The sequence below is a fragment of the Geobacillus lituanicus genome, from assembly GCF_050994965.1.
Classification (GTDB): domain Bacteria; phylum Bacillota; class Bacilli; order Bacillales; family Anoxybacillaceae; genus Geobacillus; species Geobacillus stearothermophilus.
Genome location: NZ_CP194773.1, coordinates 1,679,348 through 1,698,171, shown reverse-complemented (window position 1 = coordinate 1,698,171; position 18,824 = coordinate 1,679,348). Strand labels below are relative to the sequence as shown.

Here is an 18,824-nt window from a genome sequence, read left to right as displayed (position 1 = left end):
CAGCCGAATCCCGCTTCGTTCCGACACAATGGAATAGAACGTATAGGTGACGATTTGCAACATTCATCCCCTCTCAAAAACACCATCTTTACAGCCACACACCACCATTGCCCTTGCATTTAGACGCCCCGTCTGCACGGCAACGCGAAGCGATGGGATTCGCCGCAGCCTTGAACCGCTGCTTCCCTGATCGCAGGCAAGACGACCTTCTCCGTCCACCGCCCTTGCAAACACACGCAACTGGATCAGCGTCCTCGACGAGCGCCATCCGCACGACGAACGGTTGGCCGTTTGTCATCATCAACATCCTTGGCCGAATCGTCCCCCACGTGGAAAGAACGGTTCCTCACGGAGGAAACCAACATAAGGAATACCATTCGTGAACATAAGGTCGAAATCCTGCATGTACGAAAAAATGGAGAGCTGGGGAAAGCTCTCCGTTTTTCGCTTGTGTGTTCCATCCAAGTCAATACGACGAAATCCCTGCCTTGGCATAAAGGCTCAACAAACATCAACTCGCTTAATCGGGAAAACCTCGAGCAACTAGGAAATCGGCCCCAAACGGCTTTTATTCAGGCACATACATTTTCTGTAGCGGAAGCAGCGCTCTCGCATCGCTAGGCATGTTCTCATACCAATGGACAATCAAGTTGACCAGCTCTTCCAAATCAATCAGTTTCACGGAATTATGTTTGGCGACTGCCTCTGCGTGGGACGTAAAACCGCCTGTGGAGACGAACAGGCAATTGGCATCAATCGGGTTGGCCCCGAGAAGTTGCTGGATTTCCGGAGCCGAGGCGGCGCTTTTGCGATGCTTCACTTGCACCTTGATTACAGGTTTTTCAAAGCCAAACGCGTCCTTATAGGCGAGCACATCCACACCGCCGTCAGGGCCTTTCGGGCTTACTTGCACGTTGTACCCCATCGCTTGAAGCAAGCCTGCCACTAAATCTTGCATTTGCCACGGATCAAGCTTGTCCACTTTGTCTTGGATCATCATCAACGCTTTTCCAACAAGGTCTTCAACGATTTCTTCCGTTTCCCCCTCTTCATGTTGAGGTTTTGAGAATGGTTCACTGTGTAAACGCTGCTCGATTTCATCGCCCCATTCGTCCACTCGAAACACCGTCAGCGTCGAACCTAAACTGTTCTTCGCTCCGTCTGACAGCGAATCCCTTGGAACTGTCGCATTTTCCCATTTTACCCGGATGATGTTCGGATAATAGGGATGCCCGATGGAGGGATCGTAACGATGCTCTTCTGTCACGGTTCCAACAATGTATTCCCTTTTCTCTTTTGAATATGTGATCACTCGATCGCCCTTTTTGATTTCATGGGCAAACCGCCATACTTGATTCACCCAACTCGTTCTCGATTTTGGTTTTGACTCGGCAAACACTTCATCCGCCTTTCGCTGCAGCTGTTCTTTCGACCGAAAGCGCTTCGGATCGCCCAATCTCGCCCAACCGATCGATGCGATGCCCTTTTCCAGCCAAAGCGGAATCAATTCATTGCGATCGCCCGCGCGGATCATCCACCATTTTGACATCTAGGTTCCTCCTTTTGGCAAAAAGAAATCGCTCCGTGAAGCAGTCATTCTTCTAAAAACAGGAGCTGAAACAATGAGCCTATAGCTCACCGCTATAGGCACTACATTTAAGATGTGCCAAAACGAACAAACCGTATAACATAAGCCCATCCATCGGTGTTCTTCACCTAATTACAAACTGTTTAATCGATTTCGTTCAATTTTGATCGTATGATCTTTTCCATCCAATACATCTGCGCGCTTGCTGCCGTAGAGGCGAAGCTTGGGAGAGCCTTTCACCGCTTTTATGGAAAGCCGCGGAGTTCCCCGCACTTGTTGTCTTTGCAGGTCGACACACTCGAGAAACTCATTCCAACGGACGATGGCAATCACTTGATTGGAGTCACTCGGCTGTTTCTGTGCGCAGACAAATGCAAACACGATTTCTTTTTCCTGGCTGTGTTCGAGATCAATCTTGTGAATTTCAGCAATCTCATGATCGCTGAATACAAACGACCAAGTGAAATCTTTGGAGCCGGATGGATTCGTGTTGTATTTCGTGTACATAATATAGCTCGCTTTATTCGTCGTGACTTCATAAATTTGTCGGTTGTCATTTTCCTTTTCAAACAGCGCCGGCGCCAACCCGCCATTGACCAGCGCGGAAAGAAGCGCTCCATAGTAATAATCCGCTTTGCGAATCGTCGCCATCCGTGTCCCCTCCCTTTGTCATAGATAAAAAGATTCGATTGATTTGATTGTATCAACTTTTGTAAAACATTGCCGTCGAACTTTGTCGACCAGCAAAAAAATACAAAAAGAGCGGTGCGTTACCGCTCTCCCTTTCTATATCTGATAGATTTATTGCCCAAAGCAGTTTGCGGGCGAATACGTAAAGATACTAAAGCCCGCTTGGCTTCTGTTTTGTCCCCACCTTCAACGGCTTAAGGCTCGTAACATAAACCGCTCGACATCATTCTCCGGTCCGATGAATTCCACGTCTGTTCCGATGGCTTGGAAGTGTTTGCGGGCGAAGGCAATTTTCGCTGCTTCGCCTGGCCGCAGCTCATCCTCCCATTCCTGTCCTTTCGTCTCGAGGACGAAGTACAGTTTTTCCTCTCCATCCTTTTCGATGACAAGCGCCCAGTCGGGATTGTAGGAGCCGATCGGTGTGTCAATTTTAAACCAACTCGGCAGTTTGACGTACACTTTTACGTTCTCATCGTGTTCAAAACGTTTGGCGAACCGCTCTTCCACATCGGAATCGTAAAGGATATGGTCAAACGGCGATTTTTCGCTCGGGATGGCGTTGTCGTTCAAATAGGCGAGCAGCTCTTCGTTTTGGAACAGTTCGACCGCGTAATACGCATCATCACCAATTTTGTAATATTTCACGCCATCTTTCAGCAACAGCCTCATTTGGCGCTGGATGATGTTTGCCACTTCTTCAATAAACTTTTGCGGATTGTTTTTGAAATCATCGAGCCGTTTGTAGCCGGTTAAGATGCGGACAATCGTCTTGCGTGTTAAATTCGTGCGGTTTTGCAGCTCGGTAATGACGTCTGGAAGCGTATGGTGCAAGCTGACGTAATCCTCCACTTTTTCGCTGACCACCTGAGCCTGTACGCCTGTCACATGATCAATTTCCACCCTTCCTTTCCGGCTGACAATGCGGATTTTTTCAATGGGCTTCATTTCCTGAATGGCGGCGATGCACAAGTCAGTGAGCTGTTCGCTGTCAAAATCGACCGAATAGACGGTTTTGTATTTGATTTTGTCCCACAATTGCCGAAACTCTTCTTGATTGAGAACCGCCATATTGACATGGACTTTTTTCTTTTTCGTCCCATCTTTGATCGGCAATGCTTGCAAGTGGCGTTTTATTTCTTTTACGATCGCTGGAAGCCATGGCTGAAACTCCGAACTTAAGCGCAAGTCATAGTTTTCTATTGCTTTCTTTAATTCAGAGGTGACCATGCTATGCTTATCGATATAGCCGTTTTGCTTCAATTCTTCATATAATTTCACCGATAAATCGTAGCCCATTTGCATCGGCTCTTCCGTCTTCTCGTCGATATAAATATATAAGTGGCAATTTTGTTTTACATGGCATTGTTCGCTCTTCTTGTCACCGTGCCAGCTTGTTAGGTGATAAAGTAAAGACGGGACATGGAGGTCGGAAATTCTTTATTACAACCTATATAGATCGTTCATTGCTAAATGTAATTTTATAAAGTGTATATTGCTTATGCTTAAAATTCCACGTACTAACAATTTCAATCGTTGAAGAGAAATAGTTTAGCATCATTTCAGTGAGCGTTCGATCATAAGATACAATGAGCTTTACATTTTGATTTTCAATGATTGTTTTACGAATAAGGGAAAGTCTGTTGTTGGCCGCTTCATCATAATAATCATCTACAGAACTCCAAATAGATTCATAAGGTTTTATGCTTTTTTTAGACGGCTTGGGCAATGGCATCATTTCACCAAGAAAATGATTGGAACTTTCTCTCCCTAATTGCTTTGCATAAAAAATGTAATGATTAATATTTTCAACAGTTACATCTCTTCCTTCGAATTCCAAAATAAAAGCCGCTATATAGCGCCAAACATTAGGGCCTATCCATGATGATAGCGGTAATATGGTACAAACCTTCCCAAACATGCCGAAAATCCATTTGAAGATGAAACTTTGAGCGAATCTCTAAACTTTGTTCAAGGGTTTTCGTACGGTGTCTCCATATTTCTGCCCCACCTTCTTCAACCCCAAGAAACCAAAACGGGGCATTGACATTTCCGTAGCCAATCCAATTATACAAACATGAACGAACCGGTCTTTCAAAAGAAGTCGAAGTTTCCATCCCTATTTCTTGCTACTTCATTTTGTTACTATCATGGTTCAAATTTGCTCCAGTTTGTATCATTTCAGCACTTTTCCCTGACATAGACATCATGGCAATCTCAATCACTTCCCTTAACTGTTCTTCAGAGAAATGGGCAATTCTTATCCATCCTCGTCGATCAACGTTATATCCTTTTTTCTTTATGATTTCACTATCCATATACTTGCCATTTACATATCCATTTCCATTAGGGGATAACTCCCTAGCTAATACTTTCCCTCTTTGCCGGCTTTCTGGATAAACATAATTTACTCGATCGTAACTTATAGGCTTTTCTTGTAGCTGCTTATATGACCGAAAAATCGCTTTCTTATGCTCAAAGCTCAGCATGTTCATTCCTCTCCCCCCATATCTTTAATACGATGCTCCTTGGCCAGCGATTCCCGATTCACGGGAAAAAAGCAGGGCTTGCCATATCTTCGCCGTAAGCAGTGTGAAATGGCAATTATACTCTATCGTGTTCATTTTAAAACTCCCAAATAACTAAATTCTTTTGTACCAGGCAGTTTTCTGCAATAACCGTTTTCTCTTTCGCCGTTTCTCCATTTGTCCAACTCTGCTAGACGGAATATTACCATCCGAAGAGACATTTCTATTTTGATCCCTACGCACCGCCCTCCTCAGTCTGTCAACTGTTTTCATTTCCCTAATTCCAGTTTATCTGTCACAAACGCTTCAACTCACCAAACACCCTATCCTTAATGTTCGTTGATGTAATGGGTAATAAGTCAATTTCCTTTGAAATAACTTCTTGAATTTTACCATATTTTTCTGAAGTTTTTTCGTCATTTGGAACAGTTCTAAACACTCCATTTTCAAGTTCATGGTCAGTAAAGTTATCACCATCATATAAAGGCCAATAGAAAAACCAATGTTCAGAAACGCTCGGCGGTTTATCCCAATGTTCAAGTGTAAATTATCATTTTATTTCAGCACAAAACGCCCATTTTTTTGCACATTCTTTCAGAAAGCCCTCTCCCCTTTTCTGAAGGAATGTGCTAAATTTTTTGTGAATTGTTTCGGACAAAGATTTCCATTCGTTTCAATGAGGGGGAGGAAGTGTGATCCAGTTTCACGACTTTGGCATTGACATTCAAACGTATACGGATCGTGGGAAAGGGAACGATTTTCCCGACGTGAACCAATGCCCCCACTGTTCATCCCGCCGCCCCTTGCATCGTCACGGATACTACCAACGCTATGCGTTGACGGCAGAGGGGGAGTATCACCTTTGGATCGCACGATATCGCTGTCAAGAGTGTCGCAAAACCGTGAGTGTGCTGCCTTCTTTCCTCCTCCCGTATGTTCAATATACACGATCGGTTATTTGGCAAGCGGTCAAAGCATGGTTCGAAACGCCAAGGCAAGGAGCGAAGACCAAACAGGTTGTTTTTCCCACCAAGGAGGTCATCTTGTTTTATGTCCGACGATTTTTACGGAATCTCTCTCGCTTGCATCACGCGGCGGCGAGAAGGTGGGGGATCATCGGCCCTGTAGGGAACGCAAGAACAGAACGGGCGGTTTGGTGGATGCAGACCTTGGAGGGACGGGGGGTGGGCTCGATCATCCAAGACCTGTGGACAAACGAGAGGTGGCATCCGTTTGCGGATCAAATTGCTTCCTGATTTTCTACTTAACACCAAAAATGGAGATGGTTGATGTTCCCACAAACCCTTCCTCTCGACGAATCTCGAGCCGTTTCGTAAGATAGGAGGCAGAGGGACCGGGACGGTCCAACATCACAGGGAGACAGGGAGGAGATCCGGATGGATGAATCGATGAGACACGACATCGCGCTGTTTCGGTACGGGCTGATCGCTCCGTTGGTGAATGGCCAGGTGGAGCCCAAGGCGTATTTGAATGAGGTGGGCGGGCGAGTGCATTCGATTCCTCATCAAGGGGACAAACCCATTGCGGCGAAGACGATTCTGGATTGGTGCGCCCGATACAAAAAAGGGGGCTTCGACGCCTTGAAGCCGAAGCGCCGTTCGGACCGCGGCCGCTCCAGACGTCTGTCCCCCGATGATGAGGATCATATTCTAGCATTGAGGAAGGAACATCCCACCATGCCCGTGACCCTATTCTACGAACAACTCACCAAGCAGGGGGACATTCCCACCACCCTCTCATACTTTACTATATACCGATTGTTGAAAAAACACAACCTGGTGGGAAAAGAAATCTTGCCGATGCCGGAGCGAAAGCGTTTTGCGTATGACCAGATCAATGAGCTATGGCAAGGGGACTTATCCCATGGACCCACGATTCGCGTCCATGGGAAAGCCCAGAAAACGTTTTTGATCGCGTATATCGATGACTGCTCGCGGTTAGTGCCATATGCCCAATTTTTCCCTTCGGAGAAGTTTGACGGGCTGCGGATCGTCACGAAGGAAGCGGTGCTTCGTTGCGGGAAGCCGAAACGCATTTACTCGGACAACGGGAAAATTTATCGGTCCGAGGTGCTGCAGTATGCGTGCGCCGAGATGGGAATCACCTTGATCCACACCCAGCCGTATGATCCGCAAAGCAAGGGGAAAATCGAACGGTTCTTCCGCACCGTGCAGACGCGGTTTTATCCGCTGTTGGAGCTGAATCCGCCGAAGTCGCTTGACGAGTTGAACGAGCGTTTTTGGAAGTGGCTTGAAGAAGAGTATCATCGAAAACCTCACGCCTCGCTTGATGGGAAAACGCCGCATGAGGTGTTTCAGTCCCAAGTGGAACGAGTGGTGTGGATCGAAGACATCGATTGGCTGGACGCGATTTTTCTGAAGCGGGAGCACCGCAAGGTCAAAGCCGATGGAACGATCACCTTGAACAAGCAGCTGTATGAAGTGCCGCCCCGGTTCATTGGGCAATCGATTGAACTCCGCTATGACGAACGGGGCGTCTATGTGTACGAAGATGGAAGGAAGGTGGCGGAGGCCGTTCGGGTTCGTTTGGAGGACAACGCCTATGTAAAACGCCATCGGTCCCCGTTTGCGGCGATTCCGGCGAAGGAGGGAGAACACGGTGTATAAATCGTTTTACTCCCTTTCGCGGGAGCCGTTTGCGAAAGAAACCGACCCGTCTGAGGCGTATCAAGGGGCGTCATTTCAGGAAGCGTTGCGGGCGCTGGAGTACGTGAAACGAACCCGGGGGATCGGGCTGTTGATCGGAGAGCCGGGGGCGGGCAAGACGTTCGCCCTTCGGGCGCTGAAAGAGTCATTGAATCCATCATTGTATCATGTCGTCTACTTTCCGTTATCCACCGGAGGCGTGATGGATTTTTACCGTGGTTTGGCCTTGGGATTAGGAGAGGAACCGAAGTACCGCAAGGTAGACCTCTTCCGCCAAATCCAGCAGGCGATCGAGCGATTGTATCATGAACGGCGGATCACGCCGGTGTTCATTTTGGACGAGATGCATTTAGCAAAGGATGCATTTTTACAGGACATCGCGATCTTGTTCAACTTTGAGATGGATTCGACCAACCCATTTGTCTTGATTTTGGCCGGGCTGCCCCATTTACAGGGGAAGCTGCGGCTCAATCAGCACCACCCTCTCGACCAACGGATCATCATGCGATACCGGATGGGGCCGCTGGAGAGGGAAGAGGTGGCGGGCTACATCGAGCATCGGATGAAACAGGCCGGGGCGAAGCATCCGATCTTCACCCCATCGGCGTTAGAGGCGATTGCCCTGCAGTCGCGGGGATGGCCTCGGGTGATCAACACGTTGGCCACGACGTGCCTGTTATACGGGTATCAGCTGAAAAAGGACGCCATTGACGAAGAAGTGGTGCGCATGGCCGCAGAGGAAATGGGGTATTAGCACGAAAGGGGCCGAATCGGCCTCTTTTGTGCTTTTTCTTTTCCATCGGTCCATCAGGCGCGCTGGAAATCTTCATCTGAAAGAGCGTGCAAACGTTCCGAAAGAATGTGCAAAATCCGGAACAATCCGCAAAAATTTTGCACATTATTTCAGAATCCATCTGAAATAATTTGAAAAAGTGATTCTGAAATAATGTGCTAATTTACATTCAAGGGTTGAATATACGTATTTGCATAACGTCATCCGTGGTTCTTCTTCAAATGAGATTTCAACCGCATACATTGGGGCGTTTTTCAACCCATTCCCCGACTGGCAAGGAGGAGCGGAATCTCTCTGATATAGCTTGATAAAAGATTGAATGAACCAGCCTTGATACTCGCGGTCAAATTTCTGACGTAAAAATTGTGGGATCACCGGAACAAATCCACATTCAACCGATTGACGGTCCAATTCCGCCAACAGTTTATCGACACTCTCGTACGTTTTTCGCACAACCTCAAAAGCGTTTTTTATGTTTTCTCGTATACTAACGGAATTCATAATACCACTCCTTTTCAATACGATTGGCACTTAAATGAAAAAATTGTTCATCTGTATAAAAATGAAGTAACTATTCAGCCACATCATAAAGTGAGCTGAATATTTTCTTCTTTCCTTGTCTATGATGTGAATACTGATAGACAAGGAGGTGAATCGCATGTTGACGGTACAACAAGCTGTATTTACAGTTGAGAGCTTAATCGGCAAAGTTCAACAACAAAAACAGCTCATTCATCAACTCATTCAAGAAAATGAACATTTGCGTCACGAAAACAAACAACTACGCAAAGAAAATGAACAACTGAAGTACCGTGTTCAAGAGCTGGAAGCACGCACGAAAAAAAACAGCTCCAATAGCCATTTGCCCCCATCTTCTGACCGTTTTGAGAAAAAGCGTTCCTCCCGCGAGCCGTCTGGCAAAAAGCCTGGTGGGCAAGAGGGACATGAGGGGAAGACGCTCCGTCAAGTGGAACATCCACATCATCGTGTCGTCCACCGTGTGCATACGTGTCAAGGATGTGGAGCTTCTTTGTGTGAAGTCAAACCGTTCAAAGTCGATATCCGTCAAGTGTTTGATGTCCCTCGTGTGGCGATCGAGGTGACACAACATGAACGTGAAGTGAAATCGTGTCCACATTGTCGATGCGTGCAACAAGCCGAATTCCCATCCCATGTCACGAATCATGTGCAATACGGTCCACGGCTCACGGCGCTCGTTGTTTATTTACATCATATCCAATTGATCCCGTACAAGCGTTTAAGTGATACAATCGAAGCGTTATATCAACACTCGATTAGTACAGGAACCCTTGCCAATATGGTGAAACGAGGACGCGAAGCGCTGGAATCAAATATGGACATCATCGAAGACGCCTTACTTGAATCCAACATCCTGCATGTCGATGAAACGAGTTTGCGCATCAATGGGAAACTCGCATGGGTGCATGTCGCGTGTACATCGAGATATACATACTTGGCTCCTCACGCTTCTCGTGGAAAAAAAGCGACCGATGATATCGGGATTCTTCCCCGATATGAAGGGACGATGATGCACGATGCGTTCGGTACATATCCGAAATACACACATGCCACCCATGCCCTTTGTCACGCCCATCATTTGCGTGAGTTAAAAGGATTCATCGAACAAGGGCATACGTGGGCGATGCGCATGACCACGTTTCTGTTAGCCGCCAAGCAAGCCGTCGAAGCCCATCACGGTGCACTTTCCGAAGAAGAAGCGAGACGGTGGGAACGAGTGTATGATCGCATCCTAGAAAGAGCACAACACCGATTAGAAACGATGACGCCTCTTCCGAAAAAAGCACTCGCTTTTGTTCGACGCCTTCAAAAACGAAAGGAAGAAGCGCTGCGTTTCTTACGTGAAGTACATGTTCCCTTTGACAACAACCAAGCCGAACGCGATCTTCGCATGGTCAAAGTCAAAGAGAACATTTCGGGTACGTTTCGCGAAGAAACATTCGCGCAGTCGTTTTGCATCGCAAGAAGCATCGTTTCCACACTGACGAAACACGAAAAAAACGTGTGGGATTCGTTATGTCTTCTGTTGGCAGGCGAAACGATCGATCGAGTTCTTTCCGCTACCTAGGGCATTTTCTATGACCGAAATGCCCTATTTGTGCTGGGCTTTTTTATACACTAGCACTGGGGTGAATAGTTACAAAATGAAAGTAGGAGCAGTGGTCAACTAAAGGACAAGCAAGGCTTTGAAAGTTTTGAAAACGATCAAATCCCTTTTTTCTCAATAAAGCAGTCAAATCTTTCAGCATTAACCTTTCAAACTCATTCAATGTTTCATTTTTTTGCACGTACACCAATTGATGGAACACTTCTTGCCACGATAAATATCCGAAATGAACACCGCTTGGCAGTTTTCTGTCTTCCATCACCTTTTTAGCCATCATATTCACTTCTGGTTCCGTTCCTAATAAGAGCAAAAACTTTGGCGTCTGCCCTTTACCCTTTAGTAAATCACTCGCTTCTCGCTCCAATTGATCATCTGATGATAAAGGGCTATGATATTTCACTTCGATTCCTATGGTCAAATGATCCAATTCCAGCAAAACATCGATTTCACTTCTTTCCCCCTTGACCCAAAAATTAACTTTATCCCCTATAAATTCGTCTTTTTGCGCCGCCAAACCGTTTATGAACACCGTTTGATCAGTTTGAGAAAAAAATACGGCCTTGCTGAAAATCGGCTGAATCCCTTTGTGAAAAGGGAGATAACGCAACGTGCCAAATACGTTTGCTGTCAACTGATCCTCAAGCCGCTCGCTTAAATTCGAACCGTCTGATGATATTTTTCCATGTATTTCCGCTAACAAACTTTCTCCCCCCTGTCTGTGCCCATACATTCGACAAGTGACAGGATCCGCGTGCAACGAAGCTTCTCCTGTCGCACTCTAATTTTTTAATTGCTTCTCATAACACTTCTTCATCACAACAGATAAATCCGGGTTAATCAAGTCTTGCCCGAGACGTTTTCGTTCCTGACACAGCTTTTCTTCGATAGGTGACAACAGACACTAAAACTATTTCTCTCAACTATATACGTCCTCAACATGAACGGCTACATATCGGAACTCGCCATGTTTATCTTGGTTGATAGTAGAATAATGATGCCATTTCAATTGATATCTCCCTTTAATAAAGATCGGCGCATCACGGTTTTTTTTCGTCCCTGCTGATGCACGTTCCTGCCATTTTAACTCCCCGGTGATGATCCGGTTTTCATGAATGCGAAACTCGCAGTCCACCGTATTTGGTCGCATCGGCTCGGTCCAATACAAATGGTCATTCGTTAGCAGCACAACGATCCCGTATACATTCCTTCTCCCCATTGTTATTCGTTCTAACTTTTCCACTTGCGCCAAAAAATCATAACGACCCTGATCCTGAGCACCGTGGTGCTTCAATTCAATCGTTTGCCCGTTTTGCTTTATCGTGACCCGAGCGAGCTTGTTCATTAAACAAATCGCGTATTGGCGCCCACTTTCCGGTTCTTCCACCCACAAATCGATCAGATAATCATGAAAGCGTTTGTTCTCCTCGACGCGGAATTTTTCTTGAAGCTGAAATTTTAATGACTGTTTAAACGCTTCTTTTGAAGCAAAAAATCGATACTTTTGCGATAGGCGTTCCAATTCCTCGTGAATAGAAAACATCATTTTCCTCCTTCCCTTATCTATATAGATGCAATTTGAAGATTTACCATTTGCAGCTTTTATCGACTGTCAGGCGACCGAACAACGCCGCTTCACAGACCCATATATGGGTCTGTGAAGCAGGTGGTTGTTCGGTCTTCCGTCACGCCTTGGCGTGACGGGGCAAGCCTATGGCTTGCCTTCGACAGTCGAAAATGGACAAACCGCTTTTCCGTCAAGGATATGTTAAACTTCTTCGTTGCATCTATATATAGTTGCTGCCCAAACGGCCGTGTTGCAAGTTCAGCCAATCGACTGCGTAAACTTGCATTTCGGATAATTATTGCAACCTTTAAATGTTCCGTATTTCCCTTTCCGAACGATTAGAACACCGCCACATTTTGGACAACGGTTTTGCTGTATATGTTGTTCCGTCTGCTTTTGCTTCGTTCGAATCGTTTGCACGTGCCGCTTTTTCATTTCTTTTTCTTGTGTCTTATCTTTGGCAAGCACTGTTTCTAATTTTTGAGCTAAACGTTCCTTTGTTTCCCTATCGATCACTTTTGTTTGATGTTGCTCGAGCACTTGTTTCAATTGTTTCGGATAAACCACATAAGCATGGGCAAAATGAGCATTTGATTTAAACTTTGCCCGCGGCAAAAACACGACAACCGAGTGAATCGGAATATGCGCAAACTCCTCCCCAAGCCAGTCTCTTAACGCCTTGATATGCCCTTTGTTCTGCAAAATAGGATTAAGAAATTTTTCTTTTCGTTTATAAATGACTTGCGTCCAATATTTTGACGTTTCATCTCCGAAAATCCAGCCGCTGTAATTTTTCGTTTCGATGACAAACAGTCCTTGATCGGAAAGGATAACATGATCAATTTGTGAAGTGGAGCCATCCTGTCTAGGAATATACAGGTTATGAAAAGCTTTGTATTTTCCGGATGATGTTGCTTCTATATTTTTAATTGCTTTACGGACTTTATATTCTCCATACGATCCAATCCATTCCGCTTCTTTTGACTTGATCCATCTTGCCAATAAGGCAAGCAAACATAAAAGAAGCAGTGTATAGAAAAGATTCACGTTCATCTGCCCCCCTCCCTTTTCACATCCCCCATACCACTTTACAGATTACCTAGGCGATTTCGTTCAATTTTGATCGTGTTATCTTTCCCGTCCAACATATCAGCGCGCTTGCTGCCGTAAATGCGCAGCCATGGGGAGCCTTTGACTGCTTTCACGGCCAGCCGCGCCGTTCCGCGAACTTGTTCTTTTTCGATATCCACGCATTCGAGAAATTCGTCCCAGTAGACGATGGCAATGACTTGATTGTAGTCGCTTAATTGCTTCTGGCTGCAAATAAAGGCAAAGATCAATTCTTTTTCCTTGTTGTTTTCCTGATGAATCTTAGTAATTTCTTCGATCTCATTGTCGCTAAACGAAAAAGACCAAGTGAAATCCTTGGAACCTGATGGAGTGGTATTGTACTTCGTATAAATGATATAACTCGCTTTATTCGTCGTGACTTCGTATATTTGCCGGTTATCGTTTTCTTTTTCAAACAGTGCAGGCGCCAGCCCCCCATTAACCAGCGCAGAAAGCAACGCCCCGTAATAGTAATCGGCTTTGCAAATCGTTGCCATGGTGATCCCCTCCTTCGTTCCTACAACAAAAATCTCAGTCAATTCGATTGTACCAATCGCTGCAGAAAAATGCTGTCGAACATTGTCAAATCGTCTATAAATTCCTAATTCCCAACCAACATACGCACCGAAAATTCGAGCGGCCATAACAAAAAAAGCTGCCCCCATCATCCTTAGGGCAACTTTCTCCTTTAGCGGGTAACAACAGGTGCCAGGCCAATACATATCCGGTGAAGCCATGAAAAAACGCTGTGGCCAGCTCTTTATTTAAATAAGCGGTCGTGGTCAATCGTTAACCCTTTTATGAACTTCTTCTTCCGTTAGGTCAAATATATGTGCAATATCGGCAATGCTCATTCCTTTTGCAATCATTTTTCGCATCATTTCTCGCTCTTTTTGCTTAGCTCCTTCACGTTTTCCCTTTTGTTCATACGAAATCAACAATTCCAACACTTGCTCTTTTTCTTTCGTTTTCATTTGATTCACCTCGTTTCGCAATCGTTGTTCTTCTTCATCCGACAATTTCACATATGTTTCAAAAAAACCCATTAACAGCCTCTGCTTTGCTTCATCCAGCTCTAAACGAACTAACATGCGTAAAAACTGTTTTTTCAATTCGATTCGTTCACTTTCAGTATAACCCATTTTGCTTAACAGCGCAGCGGCGATCGGGTTGTCAATGCGAATGTAGTTGCGCCAATTTTGTTTGCGTAGTTCGATGGTGAAAAAGCGGAAGTGAAGGATGTTGCCAAAAGGAAGTTGAAGCGTAAACGAAGAGGGTTCGTCGCGGATGGCATCGTAGCTGAAAACGGCAATCGGAACGACATTCGTGCGGTATTTCTCAAACAAGCGGCTGAAGTAAATGAACATCCGTTCCGGAAACGACGGCTGCACGTAGCTTTGATTTTCAATATGGACGATGATCAGCCCGTCTTCCCCTTTTAATTTCGTTTCGACTAACAAATCGACGCGATACTTCTCCCCTGCCGTTACATCGGTGAACAGTTCTTCGGATAAAAAGGACAAATGCTGAAAATCAATATACTCGTACATTTCGGGGAAAAAGAGAAGGATAAACTCTTCAAAAAATGCTTGGATCAACTCTTTGAACAAGCGGTCATGGTCAACAGCCATACATTCACCTCACATCTCACATTTCGCACCCTCTCGACGAAAATCGGGAGGATTTTTTCGTTCCGATGTCGAATGAATCCTTGACACACAAGGAAAGTGAAGGAGTTTTTCTCTCATGAACGTTCAAGTCAAAAAGGTCTATCGTAATGATTATTTGAATATAATAAGTGCCCTATTCAAGAAACTGGGCCTGCCCCAATTGATTGACCATCTCGTTCCCGTTGATCCACAGTGCCAGACTCGAGTCAGCGATGCCGTTCAGGCCATCATCTACAATCTGTTTGACGGCCGGCAAGCCCTTGTTCACTTGGAACATTGGGCTCAGGAGGTCGATTGTGAGAAACTCATCCGTCCCGATCTCCATCCTTCCTGGTTGAACGACGATGCGTTGGCCCGTCATCTCGATCGCCTGTATGAGGCTGGCATTCACAACGTCATCAGCACTTGCTTGATTCATATTTATCGCAAAGAAGGCCTTTCCCTCCGAGCCTTCCACGCCGATACGACGGACAAGACCGTTTACGGCGCGTATGAATCGGCCTCATTAGAGGCTTTGCAGATCACACATGGCTATAACCGCCATCATCGTTGGCAAAAACAGATCGGTTTCGGACTGGTCGGCAACGAGGACGGCATCCCGTTTTACGGCGATGTGCACGACGGCAACCTGCCTGACAAAACGTGGAATCCGGAGGTGCTGTCCCGTGTCCACGAACAGCTCAAACAAGCCAAGATGGAAGACGAATGGATTTACGTGGCCGATTCCGCCGCGATGACAAAAGACACTCTGGCGCAAACCAAAGCGGCCAACGCCTTTTTGATCACCCGAGGCCCTTCGTCGCTTCGGATCGTGAAACGGGCATTAGCGGAGGCCGATTCGCCTCACATCCCGTGGAGCGAACCCTTTACCCTGGCGGAGAGAAACGGCGCCACGTATCGGGTATGGGAAACATCCTCCACCTATGAAGGCCACCCCGTTCGGCTGATCGTCGTCGAATCGAGTGCGCTCGACCAGCGAAAAGGAAAGACGCTTGAAAAAGAACGAACCAAAGAAGCGGAGCTTCTTCGCGAGGAACAAGCCCGTTGGGAGCGTCACCCCTTCTCCTGCCGGGAAGATGCCGAACAAGCCTTGGCGTCCCTCAAGGCGTCCCTTCGCCCCCGGTTTCATCGGGTTGAGGCCGCGGTCGAAGAGACCGTACGCCTGAAAAAACGGCGCGGACGGCCGAAAAAAGGGGCGGAACCCGAGGTGGAGACGCTGTATTTCTTGCACCTTGACGTCGAATTCGACCAAGACGCGTGGGAACAGGCAAGACGGAAAGCGTCCCGGTTTGTCCTTGTCACGACCGTTCCGAAGGAATGGAAGGGCCAACCCATGGATGCCCAAGAGATCTTGAAGCTGTATAAAGGGCAGATCTCGGTGGAAATGAACTTCGCTTTTTTGAAAGATCCGTTTTTCACGGATGAGATTTACGTCAAAAAACCAGAACGGGTCGCAGTATTAGGCTATTTGTTTCTGTTGGCCTTGGCGATTTACCGCGTTTTTCAGCGCCGAGTGCGCCAGTTCATCACACCCGAACACCCATTAAAGGGCGCCGGAGGCCGCAAGCTGACCCGACCGACGGGGCAGGCGATTTTCCAGCTGTTTCAATATGTGAACGTCGTCCTCCTGGAGCTGCCGGATGGACGCATCCAACGCTCACTGGATCGCTCCCTCACCCCTGAACAACGAAGGATTCTGCAGGGGTTGGGGCTGGATGAGAGCATTTACGTGTAACGTCATACGGAACGACCAGCGATGGTAAAAAAAGGATTGCCATCGCTCGTCGTGTTGGTCAAAAAGTTATTCTGAAAAACTAAATAAAAAATCCTTTGTTTTGACCTTGTTAGGGTGCGAAATGTGAGTCACATGTGAAAATTCACATATGTTATTCGACAACATGTGCGAAATTCCTGCATGGGATAAAACAAAAACAGAGAGCCAAGCAATGACTCTCTGCTTCTACAAATCCCAGCAACCCTTAGAGAGTGGCGGACAAGCAACCCTTTCATATCACACAAACGGCAATGCCCGTTCATGCTGCGAACGCGGATGAATCAGCCCGCGGTTATGGAAAGTAGAGCTCAAATCGGAGTAATGGATCGTAATCGGCAAGCGTGTCTTCAGCATGGAATGAATATGCATAAACGATAGCTTATATACATCAGAAACAATCTCATGAACAGACAGACCATTCGTTTTTTGCACAATTTTTACAAGTTGAGCCATGCCTACAGACTCTCTCGGATCTGTCGCACATAAATACGCCGTGTTTCCTTTTGAATAGTATATTCCTTGCTTTGTCACCCATTTTTTATATGAATAAATAGCCATTCTTCTTCGCGGTTTTTTTATGATTTCTACAAAATCAAAAGGAATTTGAAAAGACCGCAAATAAGCTTGCAAAAAATCTAGATCCTCCCGACAAATACCATCGCGGTGAAAAGTAATATGCCGCGGCTTCGCTCCATATATTTGTTCGTAGCTGTATATGCTTTCATTCACAATCTCTTCCATTGTAGAATTGGCGATGGTTTCCCCCGCTTCCGCTGTAGCCACTGATTTTTGTTTAATGATTTTCCCATCGCGTCCAATCACCTGAATGATCCCAGAGGCATGCTTTCCGTGTTCATGGCTGACATCCAAGCCAATGAAGCAATCTGAATACATCGGGCTGGCCAAGATCCAAGGCTGAACTCCTGCCTTGGCATAAATACCCAGCAAAATATTATAGTAGTGAAAGATATTATTTTCCGTGAAAATCCCCACCACTTGGTGAGTGCGGTATACGCTCCTGATCCGTGAGGGTATACTGAAAATGGCCAAAAAAGGCAATAGGAAAGCAGAGGTGCCCGATTTTAGGCATCTCGTATAACCTGTCTGCCTTTTGGCTAGACTAAATAAGTTGTGGTTGGCGGAACGGCTCTTTGCGGGAGATCATGCAAAAGATGATCACCAACATCCGCCGAGCAATGGCGATGAGGGCTTTTTTCTTCCCGCACCGGGCCGCCAACGACCAAAACTTTCGGGACAAGGGATGCGTCTTGGATCGAGCTGCTGACCATGCCGCCTCGCATAACGCCGATCGGAGATGGGGATTGCCTTTTGTCGTGCGCGTGCTCTTTCGCTTTCCGGCGCTTTCATGGTTGCCGGGGGACAATCCAGTCCATGAAGCCGCCCGTTCCGGCGTTTCAAAGACGCTCATGTCGGTTCCCATCTCGGCGATGATGACGGCGGCGGTTTGTTTTTTCACTCCGGGCATGGTCATCAGCAGGTTCACTTCCTCGCGATACGGCTCGAGCAGGCGGTCGATGTGTTGGTCGACTTCTTCGATTAACTGCTCCAATTCCTCAACGTGTTTCCACAAGAGGCGAAGGAGACGGAGCTCGTGTTCGGTCAAGGTGCCGAGCAGCGAATCGTACACCGCTTGCTTTTTCTTTTTGAGCCTTCCGCGCAGGCATTGATCCAACTCGTCCTTGTCCACGTATCCCTTCTCCAGCAGCCGGGCGAGGATGTCTTTTCCGGAAACGCCGAAGAGATCGGAGAGGACCGAGCCGAGTTTGACATTGGAAGACTCGAGCACTTTTTGAATCCGGTTTTTCTCCGAAGTCAGCTGTCCGACCCACTTTTTGCGGAGGCGGGTAAAATCCCGCAATTCGCGAATATCCGCTGGGGGGACGAAACTTTTTTCAACGAGTCCATGGCGGAGCAGCTTGGCGATCCACTCGGCGTCAGAGACATCGGTTTTTCTTCCCGGGACATTTTTGATCCGCTGCGGATTGGCCAGTGTCAAGTCGACATAGCCCTCGAGGAAGGCGAAGACCGGTTTCCAATACACGCCGGTGGATTCCATGGCGACATGGGTAACGCCATGTTCTTCGAGCCACTCGAGCAGGTCACCAAGTCCCTTCGAGAACGTGGAGAAGGTTTGAATGTCCTTTTGAATGTGTCCATCTTCTTCCCATAGCGCGCAGGCGACGATGGTTTCGGCATGAACATCCAATCCTGCGCAGCGAGGATAGATGACATCCATGATGAAAATCCTCCTTTTCG

Annotated in this window: 16 protein-coding genes and 1 pseudogene; 5 read left to right on the top strand and 12 right to left on the bottom strand. The window is 46.7% G+C overall.

All coding sequences use genetic code 11. The features are described from left to right. Nucleotides 1-568 precede the first annotated feature (568 nt). From ACR1UW_RS08505 to ACR1UW_RS08485, 5 genes and pseudogenes are all read right to left on the bottom strand, one after another. The gene (locus ACR1UW_RS08505) at nucleotides 569-1,549 is read right to left on the bottom strand and encodes a restriction endonuclease (RefSeq protein ID WP_033015505.1); all 981 of its coding nucleotides are present in this window, start codon (nucleotides 1,547-1,549) and stop codon (nucleotides 569-571) included. 171 nt (nucleotides 1,550-1,720) lie between these two features. Beyond that, nucleotides 1,721-2,239 (bottom strand): hypothetical protein, encoded by a 519-nt coding sequence (locus ACR1UW_RS08500; RefSeq protein ID WP_237420181.1) that lies wholly within the window; start codon nucleotides 2,237-2,239, stop codon nucleotides 1,721-1,723. A gap of 225 nt (nucleotides 2,240-2,464) precedes the next feature. Next, nucleotides 2,465-3,610, bottom strand: a pseudogene (locus ACR1UW_RS08495) (restriction endonuclease); the annotation flags it as partial. A gap of 115 nt (nucleotides 3,611-3,725) precedes the next feature. Beyond that, entirely contained in the window at nucleotides 3,726-4,196 is a 471-nt protein-coding gene (locus ACR1UW_RS08490) for a hypothetical protein (RefSeq protein WP_237420179.1), read from the bottom strand. A 208-nt stretch (nucleotides 4,197-4,404) separates the two neighbouring features. Further along, on the bottom strand, nucleotides 4,405-4,770 hold the full coding sequence (locus tag ACR1UW_RS08485; RefSeq protein ID WP_498932908.1) for a hypothetical protein: 366 nt from the start codon (nucleotides 4,768-4,770) through the stop codon (nucleotides 4,405-4,407). 725 nt (nucleotides 4,771-5,495) lie between these two features. Between ACR1UW_RS08485 and ACR1UW_RS08480 the strand changes: the two genes are divergently transcribed. The 4 genes from ACR1UW_RS08480 to ACR1UW_RS08465 all read left to right on the top strand — a co-directional run bounded on the left by ACR1UW_RS08480 (nucleotide 5,496) and on the right by ACR1UW_RS08465 (nucleotide 10,390). Further along, the gene (locus ACR1UW_RS08480; protein WP_498932906.1) at nucleotides 5,496-6,059 is read left to right on the top strand and encodes a DUF6431 domain-containing protein; all 564 of its coding nucleotides are present in this window, start codon (nucleotides 5,496-5,498) and stop codon (nucleotides 6,057-6,059) included. A gap of 141 nt (nucleotides 6,060-6,200) precedes the next feature. Further along, nucleotides 6,201-7,451, top strand: a complete 1,251-nt coding sequence (locus ACR1UW_RS08475) for an IS481 family transposase (RefSeq protein ID WP_047818978.1) — start codon at nucleotides 6,201-6,203, stop codon at nucleotides 7,449-7,451. Next, a complete protein-coding gene (locus ACR1UW_RS08470; protein WP_020961374.1) occupies nucleotides 7,444-8,244 on the top strand; it encodes an ExeA family protein in 801 nt (266 codons plus the stop codon). The genes ACR1UW_RS08475 and ACR1UW_RS08470 overlap by 8 nt, the downstream gene beginning before the upstream one ends. 697 nt (nucleotides 8,245-8,941) lie before the next feature. Beyond that, a complete protein-coding gene (locus ACR1UW_RS08465; protein WP_498932894.1) occupies nucleotides 8,942-10,390 on the top strand; it encodes an IS66-like element ISBst12 family transposase in 1,449 nt (482 codons plus the stop codon). A gap of 43 nt (nucleotides 10,391-10,433) precedes the next feature. Here the strand turns inward: ACR1UW_RS08465 and ACR1UW_RS08460 are convergent, their stop codons facing one another. From ACR1UW_RS08460 to ACR1UW_RS08440, 5 genes are all read right to left on the bottom strand, one after another. Beyond that, nucleotides 10,434-11,186, bottom strand: coding sequence for a hypothetical protein (locus ACR1UW_RS08460; protein WP_498932904.1), 753 nt, complete (start codon nucleotides 11,184-11,186; stop codon nucleotides 10,434-10,436). A gap of 159 nt (nucleotides 11,187-11,345) precedes the next feature. Continuing rightward, complete coding sequence (locus tag ACR1UW_RS08455; protein ID WP_237420175.1) at nucleotides 11,346-11,969, bottom strand: hypothetical protein; 624 nt, start codon at nucleotides 11,967-11,969, stop codon at nucleotides 11,346-11,348. Between the two features lie 282 nt (nucleotides 11,970-12,251). Continuing rightward, on the bottom strand, nucleotides 12,252-13,046 hold the full coding sequence (locus tag ACR1UW_RS08450; protein ID WP_498932901.1) for an NERD domain-containing protein: 795 nt from the start codon (nucleotides 13,044-13,046) through the stop codon (nucleotides 12,252-12,254). Nucleotides 13,047-13,081: 35 nt separating this feature from the next. Beyond that, a complete protein-coding gene (locus ACR1UW_RS08445; RefSeq protein WP_498935285.1) occupies nucleotides 13,082-13,600 on the bottom strand; it encodes a hypothetical protein in 519 nt (172 codons plus the stop codon). Between the two features lie 285 nt (nucleotides 13,601-13,885). After that, nucleotides 13,886-14,734, bottom strand: coding sequence for an Rpn family recombination-promoting nuclease/putative transposase (locus ACR1UW_RS08440; RefSeq protein ID WP_498932899.1), 849 nt, complete (start codon nucleotides 14,732-14,734; stop codon nucleotides 13,886-13,888). A gap of 115 nt (nucleotides 14,735-14,849) precedes the next feature. On the opposite strand from ACR1UW_RS08440, the gene ACR1UW_RS08435 reads away from it, so the two are divergent. Then, nucleotides 14,850-16,508: an IS1634 family transposase gene (locus tag ACR1UW_RS08435; protein WP_429903820.1), complete on the top strand. Its 1,659-nt coding sequence runs from the start codon at nucleotides 14,850-14,852 to the stop codon at nucleotides 16,506-16,508. 276 nt (nucleotides 16,509-16,784) lie between these two features. Here ACR1UW_RS08435 and ACR1UW_RS08430 read toward each other — a convergent pair whose 3' ends face one another. Then, entirely contained in the window at nucleotides 16,785-17,540 is a 756-nt protein-coding gene (locus ACR1UW_RS08430) for a Piwi domain-containing protein (RefSeq protein WP_498932897.1), read from the bottom strand. 127 nt (nucleotides 17,541-17,667) lie between these two features. After that, nucleotides 17,668-18,804 carry an IS110-like element ISGka2 family transposase gene (locus tag ACR1UW_RS08425; protein WP_014195317.1) on the bottom strand — a complete coding sequence of 379 codons (1,137 nt, stop codon included), beginning with the start codon at nucleotides 18,802-18,804 and terminating at the stop codon, nucleotides 17,668-17,670. Between the last annotated feature and the right edge of the window lie 20 nt (nucleotides 18,805-18,824).